The organism is Microvirga sp. BF8 (genome assembly GCF_059888585.1).
Window position 1 is genome coordinate 2,464,686 of the sequence record NZ_CM187619.1, and the last position, 26,228, is coordinate 2,490,913.

At 64.6% G+C, this 26,228-nt stretch carries 25 protein-coding genes and 1 tRNA gene; 9 read left to right on the top strand and 17 right to left on the bottom strand.

The genetic code is table 11. The annotated features are described in order from the left end of the window. Nucleotides 1-6 precede the first annotated feature (6 nt). Entirely contained in the window at nucleotides 7-198 is a 192-nt protein-coding gene (locus tag AC522E_RS11705; RefSeq protein ID WP_500746442.1) for a hypothetical protein, read from the bottom strand. A gap of 490 nt (nucleotides 199-688) precedes the next feature. Further along, the gene (gene gatB, locus AC522E_RS11710; RefSeq protein ID WP_500746443.1) at nucleotides 689-2,164 is read right to left on the bottom strand and encodes an Asp-tRNA(Asn)/Glu-tRNA(Gln) amidotransferase subunit GatB; all 1,476 of its coding nucleotides are present in this window, start codon (nucleotides 2,162-2,164) and stop codon (nucleotides 689-691) included. A gap of 220 nt (nucleotides 2,165-2,384) precedes the next feature. On the opposite strand from gatB, the gene AC522E_RS11715 reads away from it, so the two are divergent. Further along, nucleotides 2,385-2,717 carry a hypothetical protein gene (locus AC522E_RS11715; protein WP_500746444.1) on the top strand — a complete coding sequence of 111 codons (333 nt, stop codon included), beginning with the start codon at nucleotides 2,385-2,387 and terminating at the stop codon, nucleotides 2,715-2,717. Between the two features lie 100 nt (nucleotides 2,718-2,817). Here AC522E_RS11715 and AC522E_RS11720 read toward each other — a convergent pair whose 3' ends face one another. Continuing rightward, nucleotides 2,818-3,735, bottom strand: a complete 918-nt coding sequence (locus AC522E_RS11720) for a DMT family transporter (RefSeq protein ID WP_500746445.1) — start codon at nucleotides 3,733-3,735, stop codon at nucleotides 2,818-2,820. Nucleotides 3,736-3,871: 136 nt separating this feature from the next. Between AC522E_RS11720 and AC522E_RS11725 the strand changes: the two genes are divergently transcribed. Further along, on the top strand, nucleotides 3,872-4,588 hold the full coding sequence (locus AC522E_RS11725) for an ArsR/SmtB family transcription factor (protein WP_500746446.1): 717 nt from the start codon (nucleotides 3,872-3,874) through the stop codon (nucleotides 4,586-4,588). 46 nt (nucleotides 4,589-4,634) lie between these two features. Next, nucleotides 4,635-5,159: a hypothetical protein gene (locus AC522E_RS11730; RefSeq protein WP_500746447.1), complete on the top strand. Its 525-nt coding sequence runs from the start codon at nucleotides 4,635-4,637 to the stop codon at nucleotides 5,157-5,159. A gap of 256 nt (nucleotides 5,160-5,415) precedes the next feature. Here the strand turns inward: AC522E_RS11730 and AC522E_RS11735 are convergent, their stop codons facing one another. From AC522E_RS11735 to AC522E_RS11750, 4 genes are all read right to left on the bottom strand, one after another. Further along, nucleotides 5,416-5,709 (bottom strand): hypothetical protein, encoded by a 294-nt coding sequence (locus AC522E_RS11735; RefSeq protein ID WP_500746448.1) that lies wholly within the window; start codon nucleotides 5,707-5,709, stop codon nucleotides 5,416-5,418. After that, entirely contained in the window at nucleotides 5,706-7,226 is a 1,521-nt protein-coding gene (gene gatA / locus AC522E_RS11740; RefSeq protein ID WP_500746449.1) for an Asp-tRNA(Asn)/Glu-tRNA(Gln) amidotransferase subunit GatA, read from the bottom strand. The genes AC522E_RS11735 and gatA overlap by 4 nt, the downstream gene beginning before the upstream one ends. A 113-nt stretch (nucleotides 7,227-7,339) precedes the next feature. After that, entirely contained in the window at nucleotides 7,340-7,627 is a 288-nt protein-coding gene (gene gatC, locus AC522E_RS11745; RefSeq protein ID WP_500746450.1) for an Asp-tRNA(Asn)/Glu-tRNA(Gln) amidotransferase subunit GatC, read from the bottom strand. A 300-nt stretch (nucleotides 7,628-7,927) separates the two neighbouring features. Continuing rightward, a complete protein-coding gene (locus AC522E_RS11750; protein WP_500746451.1) occupies nucleotides 7,928-8,626 on the bottom strand; it encodes a metal-dependent hydrolase in 699 nt (232 codons plus the stop codon). 222 nt (nucleotides 8,627-8,848) lie between these two features. On the opposite strand from AC522E_RS11750, the gene ruvX reads away from it, so the two are divergent. Then, nucleotides 8,849-9,376: a Holliday junction resolvase RuvX gene (gene ruvX / locus AC522E_RS11755; RefSeq protein ID WP_500750662.1), complete on the top strand. Its 528-nt coding sequence runs from the start codon at nucleotides 8,849-8,851 to the stop codon at nucleotides 9,374-9,376. Nucleotides 9,377-9,514: 138 nt separating this feature from the next. On the opposite strand, the gene AC522E_RS11760 is transcribed toward ruvX, so the two are convergent. Further along, nucleotides 9,515-9,793: a hypothetical protein gene (locus AC522E_RS11760; protein ID WP_500746452.1), complete on the bottom strand. Its 279-nt coding sequence runs from the start codon at nucleotides 9,791-9,793 to the stop codon at nucleotides 9,515-9,517. A 331-nt stretch (nucleotides 9,794-10,124) separates the two neighbouring features. Between AC522E_RS11760 and AC522E_RS11765 the strand changes: the two genes are divergently transcribed. Further along, nucleotides 10,125-10,198, top strand: a tRNA-Gln gene (locus AC522E_RS11765). Between the two features lie 514 nt (nucleotides 10,199-10,712). On the opposite strand, the gene AC522E_RS11770 is transcribed toward AC522E_RS11765, so the two are convergent. Further along, nucleotides 10,713-11,087: a response regulator gene (locus tag AC522E_RS11770; RefSeq protein ID WP_500746453.1), complete on the bottom strand. Its 375-nt coding sequence runs from the start codon at nucleotides 11,085-11,087 to the stop codon at nucleotides 10,713-10,715. A 164-nt stretch (nucleotides 11,088-11,251) separates the two neighbouring features. Between AC522E_RS11770 and AC522E_RS11775 the strand changes: the two genes are divergently transcribed. From AC522E_RS11775 to AC522E_RS11790, 4 genes are all read left to right on the top strand, one after another. Then, a complete protein-coding gene (locus tag AC522E_RS11775) occupies nucleotides 11,252-12,331 on the top strand; it encodes a sensor histidine kinase (protein ID WP_500746454.1) in 1,080 nt (359 codons plus the stop codon). A 151-nt stretch (nucleotides 12,332-12,482) separates the two neighbouring features. Next, nucleotides 12,483-12,734: a hypothetical protein gene (locus AC522E_RS11780; RefSeq protein ID WP_500746455.1), complete on the top strand. Its 252-nt coding sequence runs from the start codon at nucleotides 12,483-12,485 to the stop codon at nucleotides 12,732-12,734. A 72-nt stretch (nucleotides 12,735-12,806) separates the two neighbouring features. Beyond that, nucleotides 12,807-16,229, top strand: a complete 3,423-nt coding sequence (locus AC522E_RS11785; RefSeq protein ID WP_500746456.1) for an autotransporter domain-containing protein — start codon at nucleotides 12,807-12,809, stop codon at nucleotides 16,227-16,229. A gap of 238 nt (nucleotides 16,230-16,467) precedes the next feature. Next, nucleotides 16,468-18,222, top strand: coding sequence for an adenylate/guanylate cyclase domain-containing protein (locus AC522E_RS11790; protein ID WP_500746457.1), 1,755 nt, complete (start codon nucleotides 16,468-16,470; stop codon nucleotides 18,220-18,222). A gap of 51 nt (nucleotides 18,223-18,273) precedes the next feature. Here AC522E_RS11790 and AC522E_RS11795 read toward each other — a convergent pair whose 3' ends face one another. From AC522E_RS11795 to AC522E_RS11830, 8 genes are all read right to left on the bottom strand, one after another. Then, nucleotides 18,274-18,588, bottom strand: a complete 315-nt coding sequence (locus AC522E_RS11795; RefSeq protein WP_500746458.1) for a DUF4387 domain-containing protein — start codon at nucleotides 18,586-18,588, stop codon at nucleotides 18,274-18,276. Between the two features lie 10 nt (nucleotides 18,589-18,598). After that, nucleotides 18,599-19,957 (bottom strand): acyclic terpene utilization AtuA family protein, encoded by a 1,359-nt coding sequence (locus tag AC522E_RS11800; RefSeq protein ID WP_500746459.1) that lies wholly within the window; start codon nucleotides 19,955-19,957, stop codon nucleotides 18,599-18,601. Between the two features lie 244 nt (nucleotides 19,958-20,201). Next, nucleotides 20,202-21,182 (bottom strand): sigma-54 interaction domain-containing protein, encoded by a 981-nt coding sequence (locus AC522E_RS11805; RefSeq protein ID WP_500746460.1) that lies wholly within the window; start codon nucleotides 21,180-21,182, stop codon nucleotides 20,202-20,204. 65 nt (nucleotides 21,183-21,247) lie between these two features. Beyond that, entirely contained in the window at nucleotides 21,248-22,324 is a 1,077-nt protein-coding gene (locus AC522E_RS11810; protein WP_500746461.1) for a C45 family autoproteolytic acyltransferase/hydrolase, read from the bottom strand. Then, nucleotides 22,324-23,322 (bottom strand): ABC transporter ATP-binding protein, encoded by a 999-nt coding sequence (locus tag AC522E_RS11815; protein ID WP_500746462.1) that lies wholly within the window; start codon nucleotides 23,320-23,322, stop codon nucleotides 22,324-22,326. The genes AC522E_RS11810 and AC522E_RS11815 overlap by 1 nt, the downstream gene beginning before the upstream one ends. After that, entirely contained in the window at nucleotides 23,319-24,308 is a 990-nt protein-coding gene (locus tag AC522E_RS11820; RefSeq protein ID WP_500746463.1) for an ABC transporter ATP-binding protein, read from the bottom strand. The genes AC522E_RS11815 and AC522E_RS11820 overlap by 4 nt, the downstream gene beginning before the upstream one ends. A 4-nt stretch (nucleotides 24,309-24,312) precedes the next feature. Then, complete coding sequence (locus tag AC522E_RS11825; protein WP_500746464.1) at nucleotides 24,313-25,215, bottom strand: ABC transporter permease; 903 nt, start codon at nucleotides 25,213-25,215, stop codon at nucleotides 24,313-24,315. Further along, a complete protein-coding gene (locus AC522E_RS11830) occupies nucleotides 25,212-26,219 on the bottom strand; it encodes an ABC transporter permease (protein ID WP_500746465.1) in 1,008 nt (335 codons plus the stop codon). Before AC522E_RS11830 ends, AC522E_RS11825 begins: the two co-directional genes overlap by 4 nt. Nucleotides 26,220-26,228 lie beyond the last annotated feature (9 nt).

Below are 26,228 nucleotides of genomic sequence, written 5' to 3' on the forward strand. Positions count from 1 at the left end.
GAACTCTCAATCACTCCGATCCCGATCCAGCCCGATATCCCTCAGCAGATGGGGATTGAGCCACGCCCGGAGGCCGGCAATGAGTTCAGGGTCGGATGGAGAGCGTGTGGTCTTGACCGGCTTGGCGCGTCGGAGCGTGGCCGGGGCGATATCAATGCGGATAGTCAGCCAGACAAAGGGAAGTGTGATCTGCTTCATCGAAACCTACAGCGTGAATGGGGTGAAGGAATGCGGCGTGAGCGCATGGAGCAAGAAGCAAGAACATGTGACGCCTCCTTCGGCTGAGGTTGATGAAAAGCGGCCGACGACTCGGGCCGCGTGGTGAAGATTACAGCAGGTCCGGCGATTTCGCCAGGATGGCGAAAAATCAGGGAGAAATCCGCCGTCATTGCGGAATGGCGCAGCCCCGGAATGACAGGGGTTCATACCCCCATCGCATTTTCGGGAAAGGCGTCATTCCGGATAGCCGTCGGCAGATCCGGAATCCATCGCCGCCAACGTTTCAAAGCAGGCAATCGCGGCAGCCTCTGCGCCGTTAAGCTCAGCGGCCAGCGGTTCCGGGCGCGTCTTTTCGAGTCGCGCCGGAATCACAGGGAAGGAACAACCCGAGAGCCCGCCCGATCGAAAGGCTGGCTTGCTGGCAGAGGGTCCGACCCGTCCCGGCGCGCCGGGAGGACGGTGGTCAGGATCACTCGATGCCGAGCTTCGCCTTGAGCATCTCGTTCACTGCCTGCGGGTTGGCCTTGCCGCCCGTCTGCTTCATGACCTGGCCGACGAACCAGCCGAGCAGGGTCGGCTTGGCCTTCGCCTGCTCGACCTTGTCCGGGTTGGCGGCGATCACTGCGTCGATGGCAGTCTCGATGGCGCCCGTGTCCGTGACCTGCTTCATGCCGCGGGTCTCGACGATCTCGCGTGGATCGCCACCTTCGGTGAAGACGATCTCGAACAGGTCCTTGGCGATCTTGCCCGAGATCACGCCCTCGCCGATGAGGTCGATGATGCCGCCGAGCTGAGCCGCGCTCACGGGTGAGGAGGCAATGTCCTTGCCCTCCTTGTTGAGACGTCCGAAGAGTTCGTTGATGACCCAGTTCGCCGCAGCCTTTCCGTCGCGGCCCTTCGCGACGTTCTCGTAGAAATCGGCCGAGGCGCGCTCCGCCACCAGAACGCTGGCGTCATAGGCCGGCAGCCCATAATCGGCCATGAACCTGGCCTTCTTCTCGTCCGGAAGCTCCGGAAGGTGCTGCGCAAGATCGTCCACATAGGCCTGGTCGAATTCGAGTGGCAGCAGATCCGGATCGGGGAAGTAGCGGTAATCGTGCGCCTCTTCCTTGGAGCGCATGGAGCGGGTCTCGCCGCGGCCGGGATCGAACAGCCGCGTCTCCTGCTCGATCGCGCCTCCATCTTCGAGGATGCCGATCTGGCGCCTTGCTTCCACCTCGATGGCCTGCCCGATGAAGCGGATCGAATTGACGTTCTTGATCTCGCAGCGGGTGCCGAGCGGGTCGCCGGGACGGCGGACCGACACGTTCACGTCGGCGCGCAGGTTGCCCTTCTCCATATCGCCGTCGCAGGTGCCGAGATAGCGCAGGATCGTGCGCAGCTTCGTCACATAGGCCCGCGCCTCGTCGGACGAGCGCAGGTCCGGCTTCGAGACGATCTCCATCAGAGCGACGCCGGAACGGTTGAGGTCGACGAAGCTCATGGTGGGATGCAGGTCATGGATCGACTTGCCTGCATCCTGCTCCAAGTGCAGGCGTTCGATGCCGACCGTGATCGTCTCGCCGGTCTCGATGACGTCGACGATGACTTCACCCTCCCCGACGATCGGGCTCTTGTACTGGCTGATCTGGTAGCCCTGCGGCAGATCCGGATAGAAATAGTTCTTCCGGTCGAAGGTGCTCCTGAGGTTGATCTGGGCCTTCAGGCCGAGCCCCGTGCGGATCGCCTGGCGGACGCACTCCTCGTTGATGACCGGAAGCATGCCGGGCATGGCGGCATCCACCAGCGAAACGTGGCTGTTCGGATCGCCTCCAAAGGCCGTGGAAGCCCCGGAGAACAGCTTGGCCTGGCTCGTCACCTGGGCATGGATCTCCATGCCGATGACGATTTCCCAATCGCCTGTCGCACCCTTGATGAGCTTCTTTGGATTGACCGGAGCGTTCATGGGGCCTCGCGCCTTCGAATTGCGGTGATTTCAAACCGGAGTAAGAGCCTGAGGCGGCTCCGGTCAACCCCTTTCGAATCTGAACATCCGTTCAGATTAATGCCGAGTATTGTTAAGGTCATTTATAATTTGTGCACAGTTATTTAGCCATAAAGCCCAGCCTCCATGAAACCGTGCCCTACATCGAGCGTTGTTCGGTCGGTAAATGGTCAAGGAGATAATGATGGCTGTAGATCCGATGGATCGGGATCCGAACCTCTACAACCGTGAAAACGAGGTTTACGAGCGCGAGGCTCGTGGTTCCAATACTCTTGCTTACTTGATTGGCGGCTTGGTGATTGCGCTCGGCCTACTCGCCTTCCTGTTCTACGATGGCGGCAGCCGGGACGTGAGCACGACCGGCAGCACGACTGCCCCGCAATCCCAGACCGAGCCTGCCTCCCCGGCCGCGCCGAACACCGGTTCGACCGGCACAGGCTCGACGACGGCCCCGGCCAACCCCGCGCCGGCCTCGCCGTCGGCTCCGTCCAACACCACCGCGCCGAAGCCGTAAGCTTTCGCCGCGTCGGAAGTAGCGTCATGGGCCTGACCCCCGGTCAGGCCCATTTTCGTGACGGTCGGAAGGACCTCCCCGGGCCCGCGATCGCACCGCGTCAGGTTGCCCGGATCACCGGCCCAGGCCTCTCCTGCGGGATTGTCATGAGTGCGACGCCGGCGAGGATGAGCAGGAGCCCGGCCCAGGCCGACGGTTCCAGGCGTTCGCCAAGGGCCCAGGCGCCGATCGCGACCCCGATAGGCGCCCGCAGGTAGCCCTGGGCCGTGGTGCCCAGCGATCCGAGCGTGTGGATGAGCCGGAAATAAAGCACGAAGGCAAGGGCGGTGGAAAAGACCGCGAGCCCGACGAGGGCCCCCAGCGAAGCCCCTGACGGATCGAGCGTCCAAGGCCGGTCGACGACGAGACTGATCGGGATCAGGAGCGCGGCGCCGGAAAGCAGCGATCCGGCGGCAGGTGCCATCGGGTCGAGCTCCTTGAAACTGCGGCCAAAAATCGCTGCTCCGGCATAACAGACCGTCGCCAGGACAACGGCGAGCTGAGCCAGCAATTCCTGCCCCACATGGGTGAAGGCCTGTGTTCCGACGATGACGCAGGTCCCGGACAGGCCGATCATCACCCCCGCCATCTTGCGGAACGACGTGGCCTCGTGCCGGGTCCAGAGGGATGTGATGAGAAAAGTGAAGACCGGGGTCATCGCATTCAGGATGACCGCCAGCCCCGCATCCACCGACTTTTCGGCCCAGGCAATGAGAGTGAAGGGTACGACACTGTTGAGGCAGGCCTGGAACGCGAATTTCCGCCACGTTACCGCATCGCGCGGCAAGGTGATCCCGCGCAGGCGCAGGATGGCCAGCAGGACGCCGCCGGCAATCACGGTGCGGGCTGCGATCAGCGTGACGGGCGGGATCGTTTCGATCCCGATCTTGATGAACGTATAAGAGGCGCCCCACAGGGTCGCGAGCGCGGCGAGCAGGGAAAGCTCAAGGGTATAATTGGGGGGTCGGGCCGGACTCATGGGCCGTGGTTCCTTCTGATTTCGCGTGACGCGGGACCTTGGCACGCGGCCCCCTCCCCGTCCTGCGGGAACGCTTCGGCCAGGACCGAAGCGTTAGTGGCTGACCCCGCCTCTCCGGTTCGCTACAATCGTTTCCATGACGAACATGGTCTCAGGCATCACGCTCGCGGAGGTCGCAGCCCTGATCGGCGATGTCGCCCGCGCCAACATCCTCTCCGCTCTCATGGACGGTCGCGCCCTGACGGCAGGCGAGCTCGCATGGCACAGCGGCGTCAGTGCTCCGACGGCAAGCGGACACCTCGCCAAGCTGGCTGAGGCGAACCTCATCGCCATGACCCGTCAGGGCCGCCATCGCTATTACCGCCTGGCCTCGCCCGAGATCGCCCAGGCGATCGAGGCGCTGATGGCGGTCGCCTCCTTCGGCCCCAGACGCCATCGCCCGGTCGGTCCCAAGGACCGGGCCCTGCGCCGCGCCCGCACCTGCTATGATCATCTGGCAGGCCGGCTCGGCATCGCTCTGGCCGACACGCTCACCGAGCGCCGCTACATCGTCCTCTCCGATAGCGCCGGTGCCCTCACGGACGAGGGACGCCGCTTCTTCTGCGATTTCGGGATCGATCCAGAACAGGACCGCAGCCGTAGCGGAGCCCTCTGCCGGACCTGCCTCGACTGGAGCGAGCGGCGGCCGCATCTCGCCGGCCGGCTGGGTTCGGCCCTCTGCACGCGCCTTTTCGATCTCGGCTGGATTGAGCGGATCAAGGACAGCCGGGCGCTCGCCATCACCCCTTCGGGTGAGAAGGGTCTCGCTGAAACCTTCGGGATGACGGAACAAAGCCAAGTTTATGGCGATTGAGCCGTCGGCAGGCGCCACCGATGCGCTCGAACCGAAGGGGAAGGACATGGCCACCAAGTCGAATTTCACCCCGGATGAATGGGCTCGGATCGTCGCAAGCCCGATGATCGCAGGGATGGCGATCACGGCGGCTGAACCCAGCGGGCTCTGGGGCCTGCTGAAGGAATCCATGTCCGGCGGCTGGGCCCTTCTCGCGGCCAAACAGGACGTGAATGCCAATCCACTCGTTAAGGCCGTCGCGGACGATATCGCGGATCCGACGACCCGCGACGCGGTGCGCAAGTCTTTCCAGGACCGGTTCAAGGGGAGCGAATTCAGCGCCGTGAAGCAGAAGGCCATCGACGAATTGCGGGCCGTGTCCGGCATCCTGGCGGCGAAGGCGCCCGAGGACGCGCCCGCCTTCAAGGCCTGGCTGCGGCATGTGGCCCAGGAAGCGGCGGAGGCCGGCAAGGAGGGCGGCTTCCTCGGATTCGGCGGCGTGGCGGTGAGCGAAGCGGAGAAGGCAACGCTGGCCGAAATCGACACCGCGCTGTCGGGCAGCGGTGCACCCGCTGGAATCGCCGAGACCTAGATAGCGCGTAGCGGATATCGCTGCTTTCGATCCTGCACCACTGACGGCAATCCGGAATGACGGCGTGAGGCGTTTCAACCTCCGTCATTCCGGGGCCGCGAATCGAAGCCCGGAACCCATGAGCGCTAACGATGCAGGATAAGGCGCAGCGGCTGCGGCAATTCTCTGTTTGGAAACGCTAGTGGTTATGGGTTACGGGCCCAGCGCTCCGCGCTGTCCCGCAATGACGGCGGGGAGTTATGGGACGGCCTCCATTCTATCGTCCCGCCGCCCGGCGCACGGCATAGGCCCCGGTCGCCCAGAGAAGCGCCGCGATGGCACGAACGGGCAGGAGCATCGGTGAATCATGGCTCACCGGGGCGAACCAGGGAATGCCGAGACCGGTGATCAGCCACGATACCAGCACGGATGCGACCAGGGCGGCGATTGCAGCGATGAAGACCTTGCCGAACTGGTCGGCCTTCCACCCAAGCATCACGGCGACGACGACCAGGACCGGATCGAAGGCGCCCCAGAGCCAGACGGCGAGAGGTACGGAGGGAGGGGTCACGCCCTCGCCCACCAGGCTTGAGGCAACGCGATGCGGCCCGCCGCGTCCTCGATGACCTGGCCGGCAGCAAAGAGAGTTTCCTCGTCAAAGGCGCGTCCGATGAGCTGGAGGCCGAGCGGCAGTCCCTGGGCATCGAGCCCGGCCGGAACGGCGATGCCGGGCAGGCCCGCCATGTTCACCGTCACCGTGAAGATGTCGTTGAGATACATCTCGACCGGATCACCCGAGCCCTTCTCGCCGATGCCGAAGGCGGCGGAGGGGGTCGCCGGCGTCAGGATCGCGTGAACGCCCGTGGCGTAGACCTCCTCGAAATCCCGCTTGATCAGCGTCCGGATCTTCTGGGCACGCACGTAATAGGCATCGTAGTATCCGGCCGACAGCACATAGGTGCCGATCATGATGCGGCGCTTGACCTCGCGGCCGAAACCGGCGGCGCGGGTCTTCTCGTACATGTCGGTGATGTCCTTGCCGTTCTCGCGGATCCCGTAGCGGACGCCGTCATAGCGGGCGAGGTTCGACGAGGCTTCCGCGGGCGCGACGATGTAATAGGCCGGCAGCGCGTATTTCGTGTGCGGCAGCGAGACCTCGACGATCTCCGCCCCGGCCGCGCGCAGCCATTCGGTACCCTGCTGCCAGAGTTTTTCGATCTCCGGCGACATGCCGTCGACCCGATACTCCTTCGGGATACCGATCTTCAGGCCCTTCACGCCGCGCGATACGGCCGCCTCGAAATCCGGCACCGGCAGGTCGGCGCAGGTGGTGTCCTTGGCATCGGGCCCCGACATGGAACGCAGCATGATCGCGGCATCGCGGACCGTGCGGGTGATCGGCCCGGCCTGATCGAGGGACGAGGCGAAGGCCACGGTGCCCCAGCGCGAGCAGCGGCCGTAGGTCGGCTTGATGCCGACCGTGCCGGTAAAAGCAGCCGGCTGACGGATGGACCCGCCCGTATCGGTCGCGGTGGCGCCCAGGCAGAGATGGGCCGCGACGGCCGCCGCCGACCCGCCCGACGAGCCGCCGGGAACGAGGTGAGTGCCCTCGATGGCGCCCGATGCCGCCGCCGACACGTTCGAGCCCTGGCGACGCCACGGCGACACGACCGGTCCGAAGGCGCTGGTCTCATTGGACGAACCCATGGCGAACTCGTCCATGTTGAGCTTGCCGAGCATGACAGCGCCGTCGTTCCAGAGGTTCTGCGTGACGGTCGACTCGTAGGGCGGCTTGAATCCCTTCAGGATGTTCGACCCGGCGGTGGATTCCACACCATCCGTGCAGAAAAGGTCCTTGATGCCGAGCGGGATGCCTTCCAGCGCCCCGGCCTCGCCCCCGGCGATCCTCTGCTCGGAGGCCTTGGCCATGGCGAGCGCCTTGTCCGGCGTCTCCAGTACGAAGGCGTTGAGCGCCCTCGCCTTCTCGATGGCATCGATATGGGCCTGGGCGAGTTCCGTGGCGGAAAAGGTCTTGGCCTTCAGGCCGTCACGGGCCTCTGCGATGGTGAGGTGGGTCAGTTCGGTCACGGGACTTGTTCCTCGTCATCCGGACCGCGGCAGGCGATCCGGGAACGTGATGAGACTTCGCTCGACGACAGGATTCCGGTTCCTGAGCTTCGCTCGACCGGAAGGATGAGTGCCTATTCGATCACCTTCGGCACGACGAAGAAGTCGTCCTCCCGCGCCGGGGCATTGCGAAGGACCTTCTCGGCGTACTCGCCGTCGGTGACGCCGTCCTGGCGCTTCTTCATGGTCATCGGCGTCACCGAGGTCATCGGCTCGACGCCGTCCACGTTCACCTCGTTGAGTTGCTCGACGAAGGACAGGATGGCGTTGAGCTCGCCCTGGAGGTGCGGAACATCCTCCTCCGTGACGGCAATGCGCGCCAGATGCGCAATCCGGCGAACGGTTTTCTGATCGACCGACATGGATGGCCAAACCCTTTGATGCTGTTGCGCGGGCTATAACACCCGCCCGCCTTGGGCCGCAATGTTGGATGTGGCTCATGGGAGGGGCAGATCAGCCCCCACCGTCATTCCGGGACGCGCCGGAGGTGCGGGCCCGGAACCCATAGCCACGACGGTTCGAGGTCGGAGAGCGGCGATAGCCGCTGCACCCTTCTCATCAGGCCGGCGGTGACGGATTCCGGGCCCGGCCCTGTGGGCCGTCCCGGAATGACAAGGGTATAAGCCCTTCCCGGCCCTAGGCCGCCGGTGATGACGGGACGGCTAGATCCTCACGCCGACCGTCTTGTGCGGCACCACCACCTGGGTGCCCTTCCCGTCCAGGGCCGCGACGAACTTGTCCGCCGTCCGGTCGATCATGGGGAAGGAGCCATAATGGCAGGGAATCGCGGCTTTGAGCTTGAAAAAGCGCTGCACCGCGAGGGCCGCGACCTCCCCGCCCATGGTAAAGCGATCGCCGATCGGCACCATGGCCACCTCCGGCTGGTGGATTTCGGCGATCAGGCCCATGTCGCCGAAGATGTCGGTATCGCCCATGTGATAGACCGTCGGCTCTCCCGGAGCCTTGACGATGACGCCGTTGGCGCTCCCGAGCGGGAAGTTCACACCGGTCTCCACGAGGCCGGCGGAGTGATCGGCCCGAACGAGGGTGACCGAGAAGTCGCCCTGGTCTGTCGTGCCGCCCGTATTCATGGGATCGAAGTTCTCCAGGCCCTGGCTCGCCAGATACATGCACAGGTCGAAATTGGTAACGACCTTGGCCCCGGTCGCTTTGGAAATCGCCACCGCGTCGCCGATATGGTCGGCATGGCCATGGGTGATGAGAATGTGGGTGACGCCCTCGGAGGCCTGCTCCGGGCGGCCCTCGAAAGCCGGGTTTCCGGTGAAGAACGGATCGATCAGGACGACGTTGTTTCCGAAATCAAGGCGGAAGGCGGAATGCCCGAACCAGGTGATTTTCATGAAGGGACCCTCGAATCTGGAATGAAATGGGGCGGGAGCGGCGCTAGGCCATGGTGCGACGATACGCGGCCCAATGTGGGCTGGCGAAGCTAGGCAATAAATCCGTCGGAAGAAAGGTGTGGCACCCCGGTACGGGACGACTTGCTCCCCATCTTCCTGTAGGGTGCCGTCCTGAAAGGGAGACCGCCATTGCTCGCCAAGGACCAGGAACTCGTCGCGCTCATGGAGGGGCTTGCGCCCCGCGCGCGCCTGATGGGCGTCGATCTCGGCACGAAGACGATCGGCCTCGCCCTCTCCGACGTGGAAAGGCGGATCGCAACGCCGCTCGAGACGATCAAGCGGGTGAAGTTCACCCCCGACGCGCAGCGCCTGAAGGCCCTTGCCGACCGTTACGACGTGAGAGGCCTCGTGTTCGGGCTGCCTCTCAACATGGATGGAACCGAAGGCCCGCGTGCCCAGGCGACCCGCGCCTTCGTGCGCAACCTGAAGCCGATCTATGACGGGCCGGTCCTGTTCTGGGACGAGCGGCTTTCAACCATGGTCGTGACCCGGACCCTGCTCGATGCCGACGCCTCCCGCGCCGCCCGCGCCGAGGCAGTGGACAAGATGGCGGCCGCCTACATCCTCCAGGGCGCGCTCGACCGCTATGAGCGAATCGTGGCCGCCGACGAGGACGCCTCGGACGAGGCCTGTCTGCGTTCGGAGCTGGACATGGACACGCCGCCCGAAGGCGGCGCGATGGACGATTAGTGCGTTTTCAGGCGAGATGGGAACCGGTCCGCCTGAAAATGCACCTGGCAAGGCCTTCCAGAAGCGCTTTTCCGGTTCCCATCGAACCGCTCCAGGCTCAGGCGACGGACGGCATGCATGCCGCTTCTCACCGACGCCTCAAAAGCCGTTGCGGCGATTCCAGGAGCGGATCTGGTCCTTGGTGATCTCCTTCTGGGCGCGCTTGTAGTCCTTCATGTATTCCTTGGCCGCCTCGCGGTTGTAATAACCGTGGCGCGGCGGAGGGCCATAATAGCCGGGAGGCGGCGGCGGGCGGCGATAGCCGGGCGGCGGCCCGTAATAGCGCTGCCGCGGCGGAGGATCGTAATAATCCGGCCCGTCATAATAGAACTGCACCTGCTGAACCACAGCCGGGGCATCGGCGGACCCGACAGGCATGGGCGCAGCCTGAACATTCAAGGCACCGAGACCCAGGCCCCCCGCAATTACCCCCAGAGCCCATCTCGGAACCGATCGACCAAACATCATAATTATCGTTCTCCTGCGGGCCCGCACTCAGGCCGGGCCGCCATGGACGTCACAATGATACGGCTTAGTTGAATAATCCCTGAATCGCCATGCAGGCTCCCCGCCCCCCGCAAAGGCGCAGGGAAGCTGTTGACGGCAGCCGAAAAAGCACCTATCTGACCGCCATCCACGGACGCCGCAGGCCTCGTCTTCCCGAATCGAGCCAATCTTCGGGACGAAACAGGACTTCGCCGGTTCCCGTTGGGGGATAGTTTAATGGTAGAACAGCGGACTCTGACTCCGTTAGTCTTGGTTCGAATCCAGGTCCCCCAGCCAACCCAACATTCTGAGACTCAAGAGAAATTACTCTAAAGTGTCATGAGGCTGGGTATCCGTGTCACAGCTAGGCCACAAGCCAGCCAATTTCACGGTTCCAGCTCTGCTCGAGACGCAGAGAGGGACTGCCGTTCCTGATCGCTGCTGGCGGCTATTTGTGGCTCAAGCGGCGCCGCAACCGGGCAAGACAGGTTGCTCCACTGCAAAATTGATGTGGGCCAAAAGTAGGAACAGGGCCGCAGCGGTCATTGTGGCCCTGTCCATTGGTCACGAAGTCGCTTGTCGGCGATCTTTGGATCAACATCTAGCGCCGTCTTTGCAGTGCTCCGGTTCTGGAGATGCTCTTCCAAAGCCTGCGCGGGTTCTGAATTGCTCCTGATGCCTTACTCACACTCCGCAGCGATGCAAGATCTCTATCCAGCCTCGGCCGGATCGACGCAGGGACGCTGCCATCGGATCGACAGCTTGTCCTTTACGATGCTTTGGCGATCGCCCCCGGTCAATGTCCTGACGGTTACGGGTGGGATGATCGACGCTCAAACAACGACCCCAACGTTTCTGCGATCTGCTCACGGCGGGCAGGCTTGTTCAACCAGGGCACCCCCTGCACCTCTGCTGGAAGCCGCTCGCGGGGAGGCATGCCAGAATAGATGGCGAAGGGGATTCCGCGAACCTTCAGCTCGCGTGCAACTGGCACACAGGAGCCATCTCGCAACATGAAGTCCAGCAGGGCCACGTCGGGCGTGTTCTGGGCCAGCCAGTGGAGGATCGAGCGATTGTCCGGAAAGGCACTGACGACTCCAAATCCGGCGTCGTTCAACTGAGCTTCAAGAGTGAGACCGACTGGACCTTGATCCTCGGCAATCAGGCACAACGGGCGGGAAGCCATACTAATCCCTTGGTGACAGCGCGGGCGAAAGGAGCCCTCTCAAGCAGGAGGCAATCCAAAATGCCGGCCCCTGCTACGTCAGGAGGGGCGCGTCACCTCAGATCATGCTCACTGGAGATCAACCTGTGCAGGGGCGCGCCAGTTCCTCATTAGGCCTAGGTTACATGTCTGGGCGCGCGGCCCTGTTCGGGGAACTGACCCAGCCTGAGCGGCTTTGCCTCGAGATGCAAAAGCTTCTCGCCTATTGCTTCCGGTCACGAGCTTGGCCCGCTTGGGGCCGCTACGTCGCAGCCACCCTCGTCGTGACGGGGATGCTGCTTCTGCGGCAAAGCCTTACAGCATATTTGCCGGATTACCCGTATTTGCTGTTCTTTCCGGCCATTGTCGTCAATGCCATGTTGTTCGATCGCGGCAGCGGCATCTACTCGGTCGTGCTCAGCGCAGCATTTGCGCGCTATTTCCTGATCGAACCGGCCGGCAGCTTTGCGGTTGCCGATCCCCGCACCAATGTCGGCCTTCTGCTGTTCATTGGCATCGGTCTGACGACCAGCGTCATCATCGAAGCTCTCCACAGCACAACTCATCGTCTGATCGACGCAAACAGACGCCTTGCCGCAGCCGAACAGGAAAAGGAGCTTTTGCTGCAGGAAGCCGGGCACCGCATCAAGAACGATCTCGCCACTCTCGTGGCGCTGGTGCGCCTTCAGGAGCGCGCAGCGGAAGATCCGCTCGTGCAGGATATGCTTGCAACCACGGCTAACCGAATTCATGTGCTGAGCCGCGTGCACGAGCGCCTGCGTCCGGGCGCGGGAACGGCGTCGGTGATCGACGTTGCCGCATTCATGACTGACCTGTGCGAGGAGATCACAGCGTCGCTCATCGGCGTTCGCCCGATCGCGATACGGACGAAAGCTGAGCGGCACTGGCTCCCGCAAGAGCGCAGTGTTCCTTTGGGGATCATCGTCAACGAACTGGTAACGAACTGCCTGAAATACGCCTTTCCGGACGATCGCAGCGGCACGATCACCATTCAGTTCGTCCGCCAGGATGATTGTTACGAGTTGACGGTCGTTGACGATGGGGTGGGCGTCGCGCCGGCCACCAGCCTTCGCACGTCTTCAGGTCTCGGGCAGCGCCTCGTGCGCTCGATGGCAACCCAACTGGGTGGAACCGTCAGGATCGTGTCCGACAGCCCCGGGGCGGGCACACGCGCGATCGTCCGGTTTCCCGCTTCCTCGGGCTGAATCCCGTCCAGGTCCGCCAGCCATCCTGTTTTCCAAATGGTCAGCGCAGAATCTAACCTCCCTCGCGGGTGGTTGGACACGCCTATCCGCGAGGTTTGGCCAAATCGCTTTGCGCCTGCACCCTTCCCGGCCTCGCACTGGGAGGCGGCCCATGACCCGAGGCACCGCACAGGACCCGGTTTCGACCGGCAAGGGCATCGCCGAGACCCGGGCGACGGTGCGCCGCAAGCTGCCTGAGGTCCTGCGCCGGAGGGATCTCGCCGTCATCGCATCCAACAGGCGGCAGAGATTCAGAGGGGGCCAAGCTTTCCGGTCTGGGCCGATGTCATCGGGGCATAAGTTGCCGCAAGGTAACACAGTCCTGAAATCGCTCTCCGGTGCGGATTACGCAGTGGCACCCTAGGCTTTTTCTCTTAATGATCTGGCGCCCCGGGAAGCGACTGATTTGCGCCTCGGAACCGTTACGGAGATCTCCATGGCGCGTCTCGTCCAGCAGACCTGTCGTTCCTTGAGCAAACGCTGCCTGGACTCGGCAAGGACAGCACTCGTGACGGTGCTGCTGGCGCTCGCGTCTGCCACAACAACGCAGGCCCAGGATGCGACCTGGCTGACGACCCCGGGATCGAACGACTGGTCCACTGGGACGAACTGGTCACTCGCGACGGCTCCCACAGGCACAGCGTTTTTTGGGGCGTCGAGCACGACTTCCCTGGCGATCACGGGCGCCGCCACCGTCGGGACGCTGCAATTCAACGCCGCGGCACCGGCCTATGCGTTCACGATTAATCCTAGCGTAACCTTCAACATCAACGGTGCAGGAATCGTCAACAACTCGGCAAGCGTTCCGACCTTCACCAACAACGGCGGGGGGCTGAACTTCCTCAATGCCAGCACAGCCGGCAACGCCACCATCATAAATACGCTTGGCCTGTATTTCCGCGACAGCAGCAGGGCGGGCACCGCGAACATCACCAGCAGCTGGAGCATGAATTTCCGTGGTAGCAGCACGGCTGACGGTGCCAACATCGTCAACACTGCAGGTCTCTACTTCTACGATACAAGCACTGCTGGTAACGCGACCATCACCACCACCAATTCTGCGTTGACTATGTTCCAGGGCACTTCGAGTGGTGGCCTGGCCCGTTTTATTACCCAGACCGGAGGCCAGTTCGATATTTCTCCCCTGAGCTCCTCAGGAATGAGCGTTGGCTCGATCGAGGGAGAGGGAACTTATTTCCTTGGCGGAAGCACGCTGACAGTGGGAGGTAACGGCCTGTCCACCACGGTCAGCGGCACGATCACGGATGGTGGCGACAGCGGCGGCAGCGGCGCCCGCTTGGTGAAGACCGGAACCGGCACGCTGACGCTCACGGGCAGCAATGCCTACAACGGCGGCACGACCTTATCCGCCGGTACCCTGGCGGTCGGCCACAACAAGGCCCTTGGGAATGGCGCACTTGCCATGGCCTCCGGTACCACGCTGCAGGCCGCAGCAAACGGCCGCACCCTCGCCAATCCGATTGCATTGGTGGGCGGTGTCTCGACCATCGACACCCAAGGCAATGCTCTCGCTCTGTCCGGCATCATGTCGGGCGCAGGGTCGGTCACGAAGGTCGGCAACGGCACGCTCGCTCTCTCCGGGGCGAACATCTATAGCGGCGGAACGACGGTGCTGACCGGCACGCTCGAGATCCAGAACGCCAGCGCGCTCGGCACCGGAGGGGTCACCCTGAACGGTGGGCATCTGCGCTCCAACATCGCCGGCACCGCGACCCTGCCCAACCCTTTGAGCCTTGTGCATGGCAGCGTCATATCGGCCGCCTCGGGGCAGACCGTCAACATCGATCTCGCAAATGTCGCGGATGGCGCCATCGTGCTCCTGGGCTCGTCCACTGATACGGGGACGCTCGTCGCCACCGGCGCCAGCATCACCATGGCCGGCTCCGCCACCGTCGAGGTGAATGGCGGCACGGTACGCGCCGGCGGCTCCCAACTTGCCGGCCTCATGGCCGCCGCCAACAGGGTCACCATTGCCCGCAACGCGACCCTCGACCTCGCAGGCTTCGGCGCAACGCTTCGCGATCTCTGGGGCGAAGGCACGCTCACCGGCAGCAGCGGCACGCTTCAGATGGCAAGCGGCGAGTTCGCCGGCGGCATTGGCGGCAATGTTGCGCTCGAGAAGGTCTCGTCGGATCCGTTGAATCTCTCGGGCACCCATACCTATACGGGCCCAACGACGGTCCGGGAGGGCTTTCTGGGAGTGAACGGTTCATTGACCTCCGCGGTGACTGTGCTCAATGGCGGGGCGCTTGGGGGCATCGGCAGGATTGGCGGGCTGTCGGTGCAGAGCGGCGGCTTTGTCAAACCGGGCAACTCGATCGGCACGCTCAACGTCGCCGGCAATGTCGCCTTCGGCCCGGGCTCCTTCTATGCGGTCGAGATCGACGGCGCCGGCCGCTCCGACCGCATCGCCGCGACCGGCGCCGCCAGCCTCACCGGCGGCACGGTGACGATCCTGCCCGATGCCGGCGTCAACTTCGTCGCCGACACCCCCTATACCATCCTCACCGCCTCGGGCGGCGTCACCGGCACCTTCGCCGGCCTCCAGAGCAGCGAGTTCGCCTTCATCTCGCCGACGCTGGGCTACAGCACCGATGCCGTCACCCTGACCATGGTGCGCAAGACCGAACAACCGCCCGCGCCGCAGCCTCCCGCACCCCGGCCGCTGGCCTTCCACTCCGTGGCGGTGACGAAGAACCAGTACCGCACCGCCGACGCCATCGAGGCGCTGCGCGCCGGCAACCGCCTCTACAACACGGTGCTGGGTGCGAGCGTCGTCGGCGCCAGGCAGGCGTTCGATGCGTTGTCGGGCGAGGCGCATGCGGGTGCGGTGACGGCGGCGTATGGCGATGCCCGCCTGGTCGAGACCGCCCTGCTCGCCCGCCTGCGCCAGCCCCTGATCGGCTCGTCCGTGCCGCTCTTGGCCCAGGGCCCCTATCCCGCCGCCTTTGCCGCCGACCGGCCCGGGACAGCGCCGCAGCCCGTGGCCCTGGCCCCGGTCGAGCCGCGCTATGCCCTGTGGGGCGAAGGCTTCGGCGCCTGGGGCCGCCGCCGCTCGGACGGCAATGCCGCCAGCCTCGCCACCGCCACCGGCGGCTTCCTGCTCGGCGCCGATGCGCTCGTCTCCGACGGCCTGCGCCTCGGCCTCGCCGGCGGCTTCACCCGCACCCGCTTCGACGTCGATGCCCGGCTCTCCTCCGGCACCAGCGAGAGCGTGGTCGGCGCCCTCTACGGCACAGGCTCGTGGGGCGACCTGAATCTGCGGCTCGGCGCGGCCTATGCCCGCCACGACATCGCCACCCGGCGCAGCATCGCCTTTCCCGGCTTTGCCGATGCCGTGAGCGCCGCCTATGACGGCTCGACCCTGCAGGCGTTTGGCGAGATCGGCTACCGGATCGGCCTCGGAGCGGCCGCCCTCGAGCCGTTCGCCGGCGCATCCGTGCTGCGGCTCGACACCGACCGCTTCCAGGAGACCGGCGGCGCGGCGGCGCTCACCGGCTTTGGCCAGCGCTTCGATCTCGCCACCACCACGGTGGGGCTGCGCGGCGCGGCCCAGATCGGCGACCAGGGGCCGCTGACCCTGCGCGGCCTGCTCGGCTGGCGCCATGCCTATGGCGATGTCGCGCCGGCGGCGCTCCTGGCCTTTGCCGGCGGCACCAGCCCGTTTGCGGTCGCCGGCGTGCCGCTCGACCGCGATGCCCTCGTCGCCGAGGCCGGGCTTGCCTGGCAGGCCGCCGACCGGCTCAGCCTCGGCCTCAGCTACAGCGGCCAGATCGGCCGCCGCGCCCAGGACCACACCCTCAAGGCAAACCTCCTCTGGACCTTCAATACCCACTGAGACAACAGCCGCCTCCGTGCAGCGGACGCCCCCCTCTGCAATGCCGCTTTCCCCCTCAAGGGACTGAGCGAAACCATGTCCCTGTCCGCGGTTACGCCTGACCTGCAATCCCGAGAGGGACGCGGGAACCTACGGCGGAACCGCCCGAACGTGGCTGCCGGGTTCCCTTTCAGGGCCACGGCTGGACAGCACGCCCGACCCGCCGCAGAATCCCCTCTCGAAGGGTGCCGGGGGTCCCATGGGTCCGCAGGAGCACAAAGTCGAACGTCGACTGGCGGCGATATTCGCGGCCGACGTCGCCGGCTACTCGCGTTCCATGGAGCAGGACGAGGTCGGGACGCTCCGCACCTTGACCACCCATCGCCAGATCATGGACCAGCTCATCCTCGAACATGGCGGCCGGATCGCCAATACGGCCGGCGACAGCGTGCTGGCGGAGTTCCCGAGCATCGTCGAGGCTGTCGAATGCGCCGTCGAGGTGCAGGAGCATCTCGAATCCGCACCGGGAAAACGAAAGCTCCAGTTCCGCATCGGGGTTCATGTCGGCGATGTCATCGTTCAGGGCAGCGACCTCCTGGGCGACGGCGTCAACGTCACGGCCCGCCTCCAGTCCCTGGCGGATCCAGGCGGCGTCTGCATCTCGGAGGCCGCCTACCACTACGTGCGCAAAGCCCTGCCCGTGACCTTCACCGACCTCGGGCCGCAGCACGTCAAGAACATCGAGGAACCAGTGCGGGCCTACATGATGAAGGCGTCCTCGTTCGCTCCGGCGAGCACGGATCGTACCAAGACCCTGCCCCTTCCGGAGAAACCCTCGATTGCCGTCCTGCCCTTTACGAATCTGAGCGGCGACCCGGAGCAGGAATACTTCGCCGACGGGCTGGTGGAGGACATCATCACGGGACTGAGCCGGGTGAAGGCATTCTTCGTCATCGCCCGGAACTCGTCCTTCACTTACAAGGGCAGAGTGCTGGACGTCAGGCAGATCTCCCGGGAACTGGGCGTCCGGTATGTCCTCGAGGGCAGCATCAGGAAAGTCGGCTCGCGTGTTCGGATTGCCGGCCAGCTGGTCGACGCGACCACCGGACATCATGTCTGGGCCGATCGCTTCGACGGCGACATGAAGGACGTATTCGATCTGCAGGACCAGGTGACGGAGAGCGTCGTTGGCGCCGTGGAGCCGAGCATCCGCCTGGAAGAGATAAGACATTCCAGAACGAAGCCGACAAACTATGTGACGGCCTACGACCTGTACCTCCGGGCCCTGCCCTGCTTCTACAACATGACCCGCGAAGGGTTTTCCATTGTCCGCAAACTGACCAACGAGGCTCTCAGCATCGATCCTGGCTTCACGCTGGCCAAAGCCTTGGGGGCGTATATCCGCAGCATTTCCGTGAGCCAATGCTGGCATGAGCCCGATGACGTTCGGGTCGCCGTCCGCATGGCACGCGAAGTCCTGGCCGAAGCGCGGGACGACCCAACGAGTCTTCGGTTTGCGGCCCAGGTCCTCGCGTATAGCGCGAAGGACTACGAGACGGCCCTGGGTGCTATCGACCGATCGCTCTACCTCAACCCAAATTCGGCCCAGAGCTACACCGGCGGCGGCTGGGTCAATGCCCATGCCAGTCGGCCGCTCGTCGCGATCGACCATTTCCACAAGGCCATGCGCCTGAGCCCGGTCGATCCCGAGAAGGGCATTGCGCTATCAGGAATCGGGATGAGCTACCTGATGCTCGAACACTTCGACGAAGCCCTGGAGTGGGGAGCGATCGCCCTGCGGGAAATGCCCAATTACGGCTCGTCCCATCGGGTCGTGATCGCAGCGCTTGTCGGGCTGGGGCGGCTGGACGAGGCCCAAGCGGCGGCCCACCGTCTGATGGAGAATTTTCCGACCTACTCTCTCAGCCTGCAGAAAGAGATCAACCCGTGGCGGGACGAGGCATTCGCCACGCGGTACCTTCAGGCGCTTCGTACCGCGGGAATTCCGGAATAGCCGTCTCAAGGTTCCCCCGAGGTCCTGCGAACGACCTCGGGGGCGGGCTGCTCAGATATTCACCGGCACGTCGAGCAGGGGCGCATATTGCTGCGCCCCGAAGATATCGGAATCCCCCGCGCTCCCGCTCGGGCGAGGCCTGTAGACGGTGAACTTGATCGCGCAGGCTGGGTCGTATTCGACGAAGTCGGCGATGCGGCCCTGATCGATCCCGTAGAGTTTCGCGACCGATTCCCGGGTCAGGGCCTGACTCTTCAGGACCTGGTTATAGATATTGCGGTCGGTAAAGATGATGTCGAAGGTAATCTTGTCGACACCGGCATTCTTGCTGCGAATGGTCTTCGCAAGTTCCGACAACTTCTTCATGGTGATGTCCTCAGGCGCCGACGGTGACGGTGTGGGTGGGGAAGAGTTCGAGAGGGTCATCGACCGCCAGCGTGTGATTGACTGTCCACCGATAGGCCGGAGACGCCTTCAGGACCTCGTCGAGCACGAAGGCGACACCGCCGGCGGTGCCCTTGACCTCCGGCAGGCGGGCATAGAACAGCTGGCGCGTCCCCGTCATGCAGACTTCTTCCGCCATCTCGGGCGTGGGAGCGACACCCTGCACCACGATGCAGAGCTCGTGAGCGGGAACCTTGATCGGCTCCATGTCTCCCATCACGCCGTTCTTTCCGAACACATTGTAGAAAAGCTCGTAGCCCGAGGCTCCGAAGCGCTCTCTTACCTGCTCCTTGGCCCAGTCGATGACCTTGTCGATATTAGCTATGGTGTAGGGATCCCGCACGGACGCGATGCCGACGAAACGCTCGCCGACCTTGCCCGCGCCTTCGAGCTTGACCCTCACCCGCTCGGCCGGAATGAAGCGCTGCCCCGTCACGCGGGTCGTGCGCGGATCGATCTGCTCGTAATGACACTCGCGCATGTCGAGGCGGCCGCCGGCGACGAACTCGTCATAGGGGTTGGAGCGCTCGTACATGGCATGGCCAGCGACCGACGCGATGGTGCAGCGCTGGTCGGGATGCATGGCGGTGACTGTGACGCCGGCGCCGTTGACGGCACCGAGCACAGTCTCCTTCGCGCCATACGGCTCGGCGCAGAACGAGGCGCATTCGAGCACCTTCCCCAGGTAGTAGGCGTCGGCTTCACTCGTGCCGCGATGGAGAGCGGCGGCTGCGAAGATGGCGCAGTCGCTCGACCGCCCCCCGATGATGACATCGCAGCCTTCTTCGAGAAGCTTGCGATACGGATGGACTCCCGCCATGGCGACGATCCGGTCGGTCGCGTCTAGCTCCGCCTCGTCGAGCGGATCGCGGCCGTCGAGGCCGAGCACCGGCTCGTCGCTTCCGATGGCTTTCCGGACGCGCTCCTTGTCCACCTCGGAATAGAAGTAACCGAGCTTGAAGGGAGCAAGCTTATGCTTCTTCGCAAGCTCCCGGATCATCTCCACGTAGCGGTCGACACGCCCGTTCGTGCCCGTGTCGCCGGCCGAGCCGATGATCATCGGAACGCCGATCCGGCGCGAGGCGAGAAGCATGGCTTCCAGGTCCTGCCGCTGCCATGCCTCGGGCGATGTCGAGGTATCCGTGCCGAGAGGAACCGGCCCGATATCGTCACTTCCGGAATCGGCGGCGATGAAATCGGGACCCGCCGCGACGCCGCGTTCGAAGCTGTCGGGCTTGAGGGGAGCAAAGCCCAGGTGACCGTTTGGGCAGATGATCGATATGGACGACATACGAAGCGTTCTCCGGTGGGCGTCATGAAATGCCTAACCCACCTAAGCAATTTTCATGCCACTCGCCTCACTGCCATGTAAGTCATTGTCAATCCGACGAAATCCCGCCGGCAGAACATCCATTATGGAGATCGACGTGGAAACACATGCGATTTCCACGCATCCCTGCGCGGGTTCCGCGCATTCGCCGCACGACACCCGTCGATGGGCTCGCCGCGTCACGATCCATTGCAGCCGGGAGGCCTCAAGCGATGTCGAGCTTCGCCATCTGATGTCGCAGGGCATGGCGGGACAATCCCAGCCGCGCCGCAGCTTCCGTCAGGCTGCCATTGGCGGCAGCCAAGGCGTGGCGGATCAGCCGGACCTGAAACGACGCGGTGGCCTCGTAATAGTCCAGCGGCCCCTCCCCGACCGGCTCAGCCGTCTCCGCCAGACCGGATTTTTCGGATTCCTTTACGTCGCGAAGAATGCGCGCCGGCAGATGCCGCAGCATGATCGTATTTTCGTCTTCGAGAATGAAGATGCGTTCGAGCAGGTTCTCGAGTTCGCGCACATTGCCCGGCCAGCGATAACGCCGGAAGATGTCGGCCACATCCGGCTCGAGCCCTCGGATGATGCGGCCGTAGCGGCTGCTCAGGCGGCGAAGGAAGTGGTCGGTCAGCACGAAGATGTCGTCGCCGCGCTCGCGCAGGGGCGGCGCATTGATGGCGACGATCTGCAGTCGATAATAGAGGTCCTCCCGAAACCGGCCGGCATTGACCTCCGACAGCAGGATGCGGTTCGTGGCGGCGATGAAGCGCACGTCGACCTCGACGGGGGTCACCGCTCCGACCCGGCGCAGGCGTTGTGTGTCGAGGACGGTGAGGAGCTTTGCCTGCATGACGAGGTTCATGTCGCGAATCTCGTCCAGGAAGATCGAGCCGCCGTTGGCGGCCTCGATCAAGCCCGGCTTGCGGGCCACCGCGCCGGTAAAGGCCCCCTTCTCATGGCCGAACAGTTCGGATTCGAGGAGCTGGTCGGGAATGGCGGCGCAATTCACATCGATGAACTGCTCGGAGGCGCGGGACGATTGCTGATGCACGAGACGGGCGATGAGCCCTTTGCCCGTCCCTGTCTCGCCATAGATCAGCACGGCGCGGGCCGCGCTTTTCGCAACGCGATCAATCAGTCGTCTGACCTCCACGACCGAGCTGTGTTCGCCGATCAGACCCGCTTCGTAGGCCACGCACTTCCATCCCGGCTATGGCATCCGCGGGCGGCCGAAGCCTCCTCGTGCGCGGATGCGTGACATCACCCCCGAAGCCGGCAGTCGAATGAATTCCACATGCCGGCGCAGGGTTCCCGGGCGGAAAAGTAGAGGCGAAGCTGAGCGGGCGCAAATATGGCGCAGGAGATCGTCCGGGCGTCCCCATCCTCGCCGTGGCGACAGAGGGCCTCCCGTCCGTCATCGGAATGGGCGGCCATGAGAGCGGCGGCTTCCGCCGGACCGGGACCATCATCCAGGGTCTCGAGCCAGGACTGGATCCTCGCATGACGGCCCTTCGTGCTCGTCGCCATCGGGTCGCTCGCCGAGGGAAGCCAGGACGGCGCGCATTCGGGGGAAAGGAAATGGTTGGTGCGCGCCACATACGGGCCGCCCGTCTCGGCTGCTCGGGCCCGATGCCCGAGCTCGATGGCGGCGCAGGCCCCCGACGCATCGGCCATCACGATGGTCCCACCGCCCGCATGCGGAACCTCGGCGATCACCTGCAGGGCTTCCTCCACGGAGCGGCAGGTCCACAGCAGGCGGGTCATCAGAAAATATCGCAGCAGGCCCGGCCCATGGTCCCGTGTCGAGACATGGGTGTCGACAAGAGCGAGACCATCGGCGTTCATCCCGCTCGAAAACGCTCCGGGGCTTCCCAGGCTTCCGACGCAGAGAACCGCCTTGCCGGGCTGTCCCGGATCGCGATGAAGGAAGACCCGCTGCAGCAGCGCGTGTTCGCCCCGATAATCGCGGTTCTTCACCAGGATCGGCCCGTTCGAGGCAGCTCCCCAGCTCCAGGCCGAACACCCATCCGCAGCGAAGTCGCCGAGAATGCCGAGGTGGAGATAGGCGATGATGGATTCCGGGGAGCGTCCGAAGCCGTCGGCAAGACCTTCGATCTCGGCAGCGGAATCCGGATCGAGGCTCCCGAGCATCCGCATCTGCTCGTCGAGAAAGGCACGGACCACCGGCTTCTCCAGCAGGCCCGCAGCCTGTGCGAGACGCGTGTCGATGGCGCTTTGCACGGCAGCGACCAGATGCTCATCGCAATGGGATTGGGCCCGACCGCGGGCATAGGCGTTGCCGGTAAGAACGACGGGGACACCTGGCTCGATCCGCATCACATCGACTCCGCGAAGTGGCAGGCGGCCCGTCTCCCGTTGCCGAGATCGCGCAGAGCCGGGATCTCGACACGGCAGCGCTCGACGGCGAAGGGGCAGCGCGTATGGAACTTGCATCCCGGCGGCGGCGCCAGCGGCGACGGCAGGTCTCCCGTCAGCTTGACGCGTTCGCGCTTCGGCCCGGCATCGATTTGCGGCACCGCCGACAGCAGGGCCTTGGTGTAGGGGTGCTTCGGCTCTCGCAGCAAGGTGCGCGCAGGGCCGATTTCCACGATGTCGCCCAGATACATGACGGCGATACGGTCACTCACATGGCCGATCACCCCGATATCGTGCGAGATGAAGAGGTAGGTCAGCCCAAGCTCGCGCTTGAGGGAGTCCAGCAACGTGATGATCTGCGCCTGGACGGACACGTCGAGCGCGGAGACAGGCTCGTCGCAGACCACGAAGCTGGGATTGAGGATCAGGGCGCGCGCAATGCCGATGCGCTGGCGCTGCCCGCCGGAGAACTGGTGCGGGAAGCGTCCCAGATGCGCGCCTTTCAGGCCCACGCTTTCGAGCATGGTGACGACCCTGTCCCGGATCTCGCTGCGCCTGGCGATGCCGTGAAGGGCCAGGGGCAGCCCGACGATCTCCTCCACCGATTTGCGCGGGTTCAGCGAGGCATAGGGATCCTGGAAGATGATCTGCATGCGTCGGCGCAGCACCGTCATCTCCCGATGCTGAAGCGTCGTGATGTCGGTGCCGTCAAAGGTGATGCTGCCGCCCGTCGGCTCGTGCAGGCGAAGGACGGTCCGGGCCAGCGTCGATTTCCCGCAGCCGGACTCGCCGATCAGGCCAAGCGTCTCGCCGGCCTCGACGGAAAAGCTCACCTTGTCGACGGCCGTGAGGTTCAAAGGGGGCTGACGGGTGAGCCGCTGGAGAAGACCATTGTTGAGGTGATAGACCTTTTCGAGATCCCGCACCTCGAGGAGGGGGCGCTGCTGCGTCTGGCTCATTGCAGGATCTCCCCGACACGGATGCAGCGTGCCCGATGGCCGGGCCCGACCGTTTCCATCGGAATGTCGGTCCGGCACCGCGGCGTCCGGAACTCGCACCGGTCGTAGAAGCGGCAGATGCCGCCGAGTCCGATCAGTTCCGGAACCTGCCCTTCGATCGGCCGGATCGGTGCATCGAGGTCCGACAAACGCGGGATCAGTCCGATAAGCCCACGGGTATAGGGATGGCGTGAACGGTCGATCAGTTCGCGAGTCGGGCCAGTCTCCACGACCTGGCCCGCATACATCACCGCGACGCGGTCCGTGTGCTCGGCCACGATACCGAGATCGTGGGTGATCAGCACGACGCTCATTCCCAGTTCGCGCCTGAGATCGCTGATCAGGTCGAGAACCTGCGCCTGGATGGTGACATCGAGGGCCGTGGTGGGCTCGTCGGCAATCAGCAGCTTCGGGCGGCAGGACAGAGCGATGGCGATCATGATGCGCTGGCGCATGCCACCGGAAAACTGATGCGGGTAATCGTCGATCCGCTTCTCGGGAGCCGGAATGCCGACGAGCCGCAGCATCTCGACAGCGCGCAACCGGGCGGCGTCCCAGCGCCCCCTGCGCGGCAGGTCCGTCGCATGGGCGAGCAGGACTTCCTCGATCTGCTCGGCTACGGTCAGCGCAGGATTGAGCGCGGTGAGCGCGTCCTGCATCGTCATGGCGATGTCCCGGCCGCGCAGCCTGCGCCAGCCTTCCGCCGACAGGCTGCGGAGGTTCACGCCGTCGAACAGGATCGCTCCATCGGCCACATAGCCCGGCGAGCGCACGAGCCCGATGACACTGGCAAAAGTCACGCTCTTGCCGGAGCCGCTCTCGCCGACGATGCCCAGGCATTCGCCCGGATAGACGTCAAGGTCAACGCCATCGACAGCGGTAACCAGGCCGGCCCGGGTCGGGAAACAGGTCTTGAGACCGCGAATGGACAGGAGGGGTTCGGTCATCGGCTCAATCGCTGAACTTCGGGTCGAATGCATCGCGAAGGCCCTGACTGGCGACATTGATGGAAAGCACGAGAAGGAGAATCGCGATGCCGGGGAACGTGCAGACCCACCAGGCGTCCAGGATGAACGCGCGCCCATCGGCCACCATCGAGCCCCAGGAGGCGGTGGGCGGCTGAACTCCGATGCCGAGGAACGACAGACTCGCTTCGAGGATGATCACGTGCGCCATGCGGATGGTGGACACGACGATCACCGGCGACAGGATGTTCGGCAGGATTTCGCGGAACATGATGTGCAGACGCGGCGCACCCACCGCGCGGGCTGCCTCCACATATTCCATCTCGCGCGCGGCGAGCACCTCGCCCCGCACCACGCGGGCCGGAACGACCCATTCCTTGAGGACCAGCGCGAGAATGATGTTCTGCAGGCCGGGGCCCATCATCGCCATCAGCGCAATCGCGAAGATGAGATAGGGAAAGCCGAGCAGGATATCGACGAACCGCGAAATCGCGATATCGACCCAGCCTCGGAGATAGCCGGCGGCGAGTCCCAGGACGGTTCCGATGACGGTCGCGATCAGGACGACGGCGAGCCCGATGGTGATCGACACGCGCGCGCCATAGATGATGCGCGAAAGGATATCGCGGCCGAGGGCGTCGCAGCCGAGGAGATAGCTCCATTCTCCGCCCTCCATCCAGGCCGGCGGCTGGAGCCGCCGCAGGAGGTCGGTCTCGTAGGGATCGTGAGGTGCGATCCAGGGCGCAAGCAGGGCCATGAGCACGAAAGCGAGGACGACGATCGCCGCGGTCAGCGAGAAGCGGTCGGCCGCAAACCGGCGCAGGCTCTGCCAGGTCGGCGTTTCGATCCGCCCGGGGATCGTCGCGGGAACTTGCACGGCGGCGGTCACAGTCGGACCCTCGGGTTGAGCATCGTGTAGAGCACGTCGGCGAAGAAGTTCAGCAGCACGTAGGTCACGGCGTAAAAGAGCACGGCGGCCTGCACGAGCGGATAGTTGCGCACGAAAATGCTCTCGACCACCAGTCGCCCGAGCCCGGGCCAGCCGAAGACGGTCTCGACCACCATGTTGCCTCCGAGCAGCGACCCTGTCTCGATGGCGGCGACGGTGACCGTCGGCACGAGGGCGTTCTTGAGTGCGTGCCGCCAGAGCACCCGGCGGCGCGACAGCCCCTTCGCCTGGGCGAAAACGATATAATCCGACCGCAGCACTTCCAGCATCGCGGAACGCTGGACGCGGGTGAGGACGGCGGCCATCGGCAGCGCGAGGGTCAGGGCCGGCAGGATCAGATGCGACAGGGCGTTGGCGAAGCAGTCCGGACGTCCGCGCAACAGACTGTCGATCGTCATGAGCGTAGTAATCGGCGCCACCTCACAGGCGAAATCCAACCTTCCCGAAACAGGAAGCACCTTCATCTGCACCGCAAAGAGAATGATCAGGATGATGCCGAACCAGAAGCCTGGCAGGGAAATGCCGAACAGGGATCCGAGCGCGGCGAGCCTGTCGACCAGCCGGTTCTTCTTGACCGCGGCGACGACGCCGAGGGGGATCGAGATCGCCAGGGCTAGGAGCAGCGCCGCGAGAGTCAGTTCGACGGTGGCCGGGAGCCGCTCGGCGATGACATCGAGGACCGGACGGCGATGAAAGAAGCTGAGACCGAAATTCCCGGTCAGGGCATTTCCGAGGAAGACGCCGAACCGCTCCAACGGGGGGCGGTCCAGTCCCATGTCGTGGCGCATGGTCTGCACCTGCTCGGGCGTCGCCTGCTGATCCGCCAGCATGATCTCGACGGGATCACCGGGTGTCAGCGCCATCATCACGAAGACGATGACGCTGACGCCGAGCAGAACCGGCACGAGCTGGGCCACGCGCCCTATGAGTGCCAGCGGTTTCATCGAGCTCTC